General features: G+C 50.7%; 6 protein-coding genes and 1 rRNA gene. 2 read left to right on the top strand and 5 right to left on the bottom strand.

The genetic code is table 11. The features are described from left to right. Positions 1 to 339 (bottom strand): 16S ribosomal RNA (locus AYI96_RS03255); the annotation flags it as partial. Positions 340 to 965: 626 nt separating this feature from the next. After that, on the bottom strand, positions 966 to 1,868 hold the full coding sequence (gene pssA / locus AYI96_RS03250) for a CDP-diacylglycerol--serine O-phosphatidyltransferase (protein WP_071477166.1): 903 nt from the start codon (positions 1,866 to 1,868) through the stop codon (positions 966 to 968). 90 nt (positions 1,869 to 1,958) lie between these two features. On the opposite strand from pssA, the gene AYI96_RS03245 reads away from it, so the two are divergent. After that, complete coding sequence (locus AYI96_RS03245; protein WP_144360990.1) at positions 1,959 to 2,402, top strand: DUF4124 domain-containing protein; 444 nt, start codon at positions 1,959 to 1,961, stop codon at positions 2,400 to 2,402. Between the two features lie 77 nt (positions 2,403 to 2,479). On the opposite strand, the gene mdh is transcribed toward AYI96_RS03245, so the two are convergent. Continuing rightward, positions 2,480 to 3,415: a malate dehydrogenase gene (mdh, locus tag AYI96_RS03240; RefSeq protein ID WP_144360989.1), complete on the bottom strand. Its 936-nt coding sequence runs from the start codon at positions 3,413 to 3,415 to the stop codon at positions 2,480 to 2,482. A 285-nt stretch (positions 3,416 to 3,700) separates the two neighbouring features. Here mdh and argR point away from each other — a divergent pair, with 285 nt between their 5' ends. Then, the gene (gene argR / locus AYI96_RS03235) at positions 3,701 to 4,171 is read left to right on the top strand and encodes a transcriptional regulator ArgR (RefSeq protein WP_025012091.1); all 471 of its coding nucleotides are present in this window, start codon (positions 3,701 to 3,703) and stop codon (positions 4,169 to 4,171) included. Positions 4,172 to 4,232: 61 nt separating this feature from the next. On the opposite strand, the gene AYI96_RS03230 is transcribed toward argR, so the two are convergent. Together AYI96_RS03230 and ggt are read right to left on the bottom strand one after the other, a co-directional pair. Beyond that, positions 4,233 to 5,168: a Dyp-type peroxidase gene (locus AYI96_RS03230; RefSeq protein WP_039036001.1), complete on the bottom strand. Its 936-nt coding sequence runs from the start codon at positions 5,166 to 5,168 to the stop codon at positions 4,233 to 4,235. A 98-nt stretch (positions 5,169 to 5,266) separates the two neighbouring features. Continuing rightward, complete coding sequence (gene ggt / locus AYI96_RS03225; protein WP_260852939.1) at positions 5,267 to 6,910, bottom strand: gamma-glutamyltransferase; 1,644 nt, start codon at positions 6,908 to 6,910, stop codon at positions 5,267 to 5,269. Between the last annotated feature and the right edge of the window lie 15 nt (positions 6,911 to 6,925).

Here is a 6,925-nt window from a genome sequence, read left to right as displayed (position 1 = left end):
CTGGGCCGTGTCTCAGTCCCAGTGTGGCTGATCATCCTCTCAGACCAGCTAGGGATCGTTGCCTAGGTGAGCCATTACCTCACCTACTAGCTAATCCCACCTGGGCTTATCCATCAGCGCAAGGCCCGAAGGTCCCCTGCTTTCCCCCGTAGGGCGTATGCGGTATTAGCAGTCGTTTCCAACTGTTATCCCCCACAAATGGGCAAATTCCCAGGCATTACTCACCCGTCCGCCGCTCGTCATCTTCAAAAGCAAGCTTTTGAAATGTTACCGCTCGACTTGCATGTGTTAGGCCTGCCGCCAGCGTTCAATCTGAGCCATGATCAAACTCTTCAATTAAAGTTTTGGTTGATTCCGAAGGTTCTGCTCAATGAATTCTGTTCGTATGAACACTCTTCATCGAGTTAAATCGTTTTGTCGATTTCTCAATGCCTGTGAGTGTCCACACAGATTTGCTTGTTTATCTTGTTAAAGAGCAATCCCTTAGACGCTGTGGTCATCGGGTCAGGGCTGCGTATTCTACGCTTTCCTGCTGCGGCGTCAAGAGGTATTTACCATCTTTTTTCGCCTGTCGTTGAAAGGACTCAAGAGCCTCTTTTCTTCGACCCTGTCACGTCTTTCGCGTTGCCGCTGTGCCGTGTCAGTGGGAGCGCATTATAGGGAGCCTGAACTTTTGTGCAAGGGGGATTTTTGCAAAACCACACCAAGCGAACACTATTTAGGCACTACCAGGTTGCTGTCAACTTTTAAGCAACACAGACATTACCCTAAAGTCCCTTTTCATCTCGATGAGTAACTTGAACCAACTGAGATGGCTATGCAAACTGACTTGCTCACTAACCTGAGTTGCTCGTCAAAAGGCTATTTCACTCAAGGTGGGATCTAGGTTTAGCACATATTTCGCCGCTTTGCAGAGTAAAAGCCTTTTGAAATGGCAGCCCAAAGTTTTCACTATCACGAGAGAATCATGACTTGAGCTTGTCTAGACTCGCTTTATCTCCCGTATCTTCTTTTTCTTCGGCGCTTTCTTTGTTATCGCTATCTCTATTATCTCGGGCATGGGAAGTGGGAGAACCCTCTGCACTTGATGCTTTGCCATCACTGTCATCTGTCTCATCGTCATCACCCAAAACGTGAGACACCTTGAGTTTTCTAACGCTGCGAATGGTAACCACAGGCCCCGAGAGAGCATAGAGATAAAACAGCAGACAGAGAATTAATGCAGGTTCGACCGAGATCACCACAAATACGGCCACTACCAGCAGAATCACCAGGAAGTTCACCTTGCCACGCCAATCGACTTCTTTAAAGGAGTGATAGCGGAAATTACTCACCATCAACAGACCGGCAACGGCCGTGACCAGAGCCACCAATATACCTATATCATGCCCTGAGACGCCGTAGCCCTGCCCCAGCCAGACACTGCCGGCAATAAGAGCCGCTGCGGCCGGACTGGCAAGCCCTTGGAAGAAACGTTTATCGGCCACTCCTACTTGGGTATTGAAGCGCGCCAGACGCAAGGCAGCCCCGGCGCAATAGATAAACGCCGCCAACCAACCTATTTTGCCCAATTCAGAAAGCCCCCAGTTATAGGCTATCAAGGCCGGAGCCATACCGAAGGACACCATATCTGCCATCGAGTCGTACTCGGCACCAAAGGCACTCTGAGTGTTGGTCAAACGCGCCAGACGACCATCCAGTCCATCAAATAACATGGCAACAAACACAGCAATAGCCGATGCCTCAAAGTGCCCATTCATGGAAGCGATAACAGCATAGAAGCCCGAGAACAATCCTGCCGTTGTCATCAGATTGGGTAACAGATAGATACCACGGGTTTTTATTGTTGGCTTGGATAAATTTTGCATACACTTAACCTGATGGTGTAATCAAACTCATAACGGCAAAGATAACACACTTGCTCAGACAAGCTCACCCTGCAGAAACGGAAACAAACAATGATAAGGATCAGCCTATTTATGGCTCTGCTGGCATTACTCGGAGCCAACGCTGCCTCGGCAACCCCCATTTATACTTGGGTCGATGAAAATGGCGTCACCCACTACAGCCAGGAGCCGCCGCCACAACAGCAAGCCACCGAACTGGACAGCCAAAATCTGCAACCCGCCAGAATCGGCACGGTCGCGCCGCAGCGAAAAGATGACATTGTGCTGGAGACTGAGTCTGAGAAACAGGCCAAATTGCTCAAGGAGAAAGATGCAGTCCAGGCTCAGGCTATATGCGATAAGGCCAAATTCCAATTGGATGTCCTCAATACCCACACCAGGCTACAACGTAAAGATGATGCCTCAGGTGAAATGATTAAGATGACTGAAGAAGAACGGCAGGCGCAGATAAAGGAGCAGCAGGAAAGAATTCGGCTGTTTTGCCAAAGAAACTAGCCAGCAAGGCCAGAGTAGAATAGGTTCTAGTAGCAAAAAGGAGCGCCGAAGCGCTCCTTGTTATTCCCGGAGTCGACTTACTTAACGAAGTCTACACCCAGTTTGATATCCGCCTTCAAGGTATCCAGCATGGCATCACGGGCGTTGGCTTCAAACGCGCTCAGTTCACCATATGGCAAAACCTTTTCGATACCATTTTTGCCGAGTACCACTGGCTGGGCAAAAAATTCAGCGTGTTCACTGCCACCGTCTACATAGGCGCACTCGATCACATTGGCTTCACCCTGCAGACCGCGGATCAGCGACAGACCGAAACGGAAAGCGGCCTGGCCCATGGACAGAGTCGCGCTGCCGCCACCGGCTTTGGCTTCAACCACTTCAGTACCGGCGTTTTGAATACGCTTGGTCAGGGCAGCAACTTCTTCATCGGAGAAGCTGACACCTTCAACCTGAGACAACAGAGGCAGAATGGTCACACCGCTGTGGCCGCCAATCACATTGACTTTAACATCGGCAACATTCAACCCTTTGGCTTCGGCGATAAAGGTTTCAGAGCGGATGACATCGAGAGTCGTCACACCGAATAGACGGTTCTTGTCGTAAACACCGGCTTTTTTCAGTACTTCAGCCGCAATGGCCACAGTGGTGTTCACTGGGTTGGTGATGATACCGATCAGCGCCTTGGGACAAGTCGTAGCCACCTTTTCAATCAGGTTACGGACGATACCGGCATTGATATTGAACAGATCAGAACGATCCATGCCAGGCTTACGGGCAACACCGGCAGAGATCAGCACCACATCAGCACCTTCCAGTGCAGGTGTTGGGTCTTCACCGGCAAAACCTTTAACTTCAACTGCTGTCGGGATATGACTCAGATCCACGGCAACCCCAGGCGTTACGGGGGCGATATCATAGAGTGACAGCTGAGAGCCGGCAGGTAATTGGGTTTTCAACAGAAGGGCAAGAGCCTGGCCAATACCACCAGCAGCACCTAGTACAGCAACTTTCATAGTTATCTCCGTCAATTCTCGGAATTATGTGTGACATAGATCTAATTCTGTGATGGCGCAACATTAAAGGATCGTCACAAAAATAGCAATTATCCCTTAGTCATATGACTCTGCTTCATCAAAAGCTGAATTAACTTCAGCATTTGCTCTCGCCTACTGAGGCTTCTTTTACCCAACAAATGACCCAAACTGCATTTTTATGCAGGCATCTTGGGTGTTTGTTGACACTTACCCGTTTGATATGCAGAATGAGCGAGATTTTCTGAATAACGACAGAAGAAGATAATGCAAGCAAGCAAAAATCAGGATGAGCTAATCAGAACCTTCAAGGCTCTGCTTAAAGAGGAGCGCTTCGGCTCCCAGAGTGAAATAGTCAATGCACTGCAAGCCGAAGGCTTTGCCAATATCAACCAGTCCAAAGTCTCGCGCATGCTGAGCAAGTTCGGTGCCGTGCGCACCCGTAACGCCAAGCAGGAGATGGTCTACTGCTTACCGGCCGAACTTGGGGTGCCAACTGCCGGCAGCCCACTGAAGAATCTGGTATTGGATGTGGATCATAACCAAGCCATGATAGTGGTACGTACCAGCCCGGGGGCGGCGCAGTTAATTGCCAGGCTGTTGGACTCCATCGGCAAGCCAGAAGGTATTCTGGGCACTATTGCCGGTGATGATACTATCTTTATCTGCCCTTCCAGCATCAAGACCATTGATGAAACGCTGGAAACAGTCAAATCACTGTTCAATTACACAGACTAAGTTGAACATTTCATAAAAAAAACGCCCCTCAATGAGGGGCGTTTTTGTCGCTATCGCGTTATTAATCATCAAACTGGATCATAAAATCCAGAGATGGGGCAAAGAAAGAGGAACCTGTTACCGCCTGAGTAAAGTGCATCAGGTGATCATGGTGTCCTTCTCCGTCACCGAAAACCATACTGTGAAGCATCTTTTCGAAATGGCTTGGTGTCTTACAAGTAGAGATAAACATCAATCCCTGTTGTTTGACTGAACCATAAGGCATGCTCTGACGCAGGATCTCCATCGACTCACCATTGTCATACTTGAGATTTACCCGCTTGATATGCGCCGTCAGCGGTTTGTCTTCCGAGGCGTACTCTATGTTGTCCTGCTTGGTGCGGCCTATGATGTCTTCCTGCTTTTTCTGCGGCAGTCTGTGCCACTTACTCAAATTGTGGACATATTTCTGTACATGAATGTAGCTACCGCCGCGAAATGCATCGTCTTCATCCCCTACCAGGGCCACAGCTTGACGACCTCTGCCCTTGGGGTTTTCTGTGCCATCGACAAAACCGGTCAGATCGCGGCTGTCCATAAAGCGGAACCCGCGCTCCTCCTCTTCCAGCTCGGCCAGGCCTTCCAGCATTTCGTTGACCTCATTGGCCACCAGATGAAGAATATCCAGGCGATCACAACGCAGGTGAATAAAGATATCGAACTCTATCGCCGGCGCATCCCGGTTACCCGACTCCATCGCGGGGAATGGCTTGAGTTCAGCCGGTCTGCTTCCCGGATAGAGGTGATCCCAAAAGTTGGCACCAATCGCCACAAAGGCATTAAAGGCACTGTCGGCATACTGATCTGCCAGCTCATACAAATACTGGGCAACATTGGCCAGACAAGGGCGCAGTTGTGACTCCCCGCCTTCGTTGGCATTGAACATCAGATAAACACTGTGCAGATTTCCCTCTGCGCAGATCCCCAGCTGTTCCCGTGGCATAACCTGTGTATCCATTTGCAATCTACCCTTTCAGATTAATTCATCTTCGGCCTTATTATCCGCAACTTGAGCATTAATTTGAATTAGCTCACGCACGTTTTTGCCGATTACTTTCAATAACCTGATGCTTGTCCGTCTTTACGGGACTCGGACGCTCCCCGATAAACGCCGCTTTCAACATTGACGCCTATGGCCTGATAACCACCGAAAGCCCCGAGAGAATCACTTAAAGTATGCCCCTTTTTCATCAGCTCACGGCGGGTTTCCATGGAAAAGCCCGACTCGAGGCTGATATAACCGCCATCTGTCATCTGCTCGCCGGTCGGTTGGCTGGAACCTGTATGCAATATTCTCGGAGCATCGCCCGCCTCCTGCAGGTTGAGGCCAAAATCAATCAGATTAATCATGATCTGGGCATGCATCTGGGGTTGGGTGGCTCCCCCCATGACACCAAAGCTGAGCCAGGGCTTGCCATCTTTGGTGACAAAGGCCGGAATTATGGTATGAAACGGTCTTTTACCCGGTGCATAGGAATTGGCACGCCCGGGAGTGAGATCAAACAGCTGGCCTCTGTCCTGAAGCACAAATCCCAAATCCGGAGGCGTCATGCCTGAGCCCATGCCACGATAATTGCTCTGGATGAGGGACACCATATTGCCTTCTTTATCGGCGGTAGTGAGATAGATGGTATCACCGTGTAAAAGGTTGGGATTACCCGACTCAACACTGGCGGCGGCTTTGTCAGCATCGATAAGCTTGGCTCTGGCGTAGTTGTATTCTTTGGAGATCAGTGACGCTACCGGCACTTTGGCAAAGTCCATGTCGGCGTAGAACTTGGCTCGGTCGGCAAACGCCAGCTTTTTTGCTTCCACGAAATGATGCACATATTCGGCGCTGTCCAGCCCCATGGCCTTGAGATTAAATGGCTCCAGGGTTTTAAGGATCTGCAGTGCCGCTATCCCCTGGCCGTTGGGGGGCAGCTCCCAGATATCATAGCCCCGATAATTAACCGATACAGGTTCAACCCACTCACTCTTGTGAGAAGCGAGATCTTCATAGGAAAGATAACCGCCCTGTTGTTGCATATAGGCGGCAATACTGCGGGCTATCTCTCCTTTGTAAAAGACGTCCCGGCCCCCCTTGGCAATTTTTTCATAGCTGTTGGCCAAAGCCGGGTTTCGAAACAATTCACCGACGGCCGGCATGCGGCCGCCTGGCATATAGGTTTCTTTAAACCCCGGGTATTTGGCCAGCTTGTCACCGCTTCGCGCCAGATAGAAGGCGATGAGCTCGGAAACCGGAAATCCTTCACGGGCATAATGAATAGCCGGCGCCAGGTTATCCTTCATGGGCAATTTGCCGAACTTGTCATGCAGTTCATACCAGCCATCCACGGCACCGGGCACGGATACGGGCAAAGGTCCATAAGGCGGCAGATGCTCAAGCCCTTTGGCCTTGAGCATCTCCAACGTCAGAGAAGCCGGACTGCGGCCAGAGGCATTAAGCCCATAGAGCCGCTGCTCTTTGGCGCTCCAGACAATGGCAAAAAGATCGCCGCCTATGCCAGAACCAGTAGGCTCCACCAACCCCAGCATGGCATTGGCGGCAATCGCGGCATCCACGGCGCTGCCACCTTGTTTGAGAATATCGACCGCCACCTGAGTCGCCAGTGGTTGGCTGGTTGCCGCCATACCATTAACCGCATAGACTTCAGAGCGGCTCGCAAAGGCCGCGCCCGTGATTCTATCCATCGCCATGCTTCCCGTGCTGCA

Origin of the sequence: Shewanella sp. MSW (genome assembly GCF_007636515.1) — a bacterium.
Taxonomy (GTDB): domain Bacteria; phylum Pseudomonadota; class Gammaproteobacteria; order Enterobacterales; family Shewanellaceae; genus Shewanella; species Shewanella indica.
This window is presented reverse-complemented; position numbering and strand designations above follow the sequence as displayed.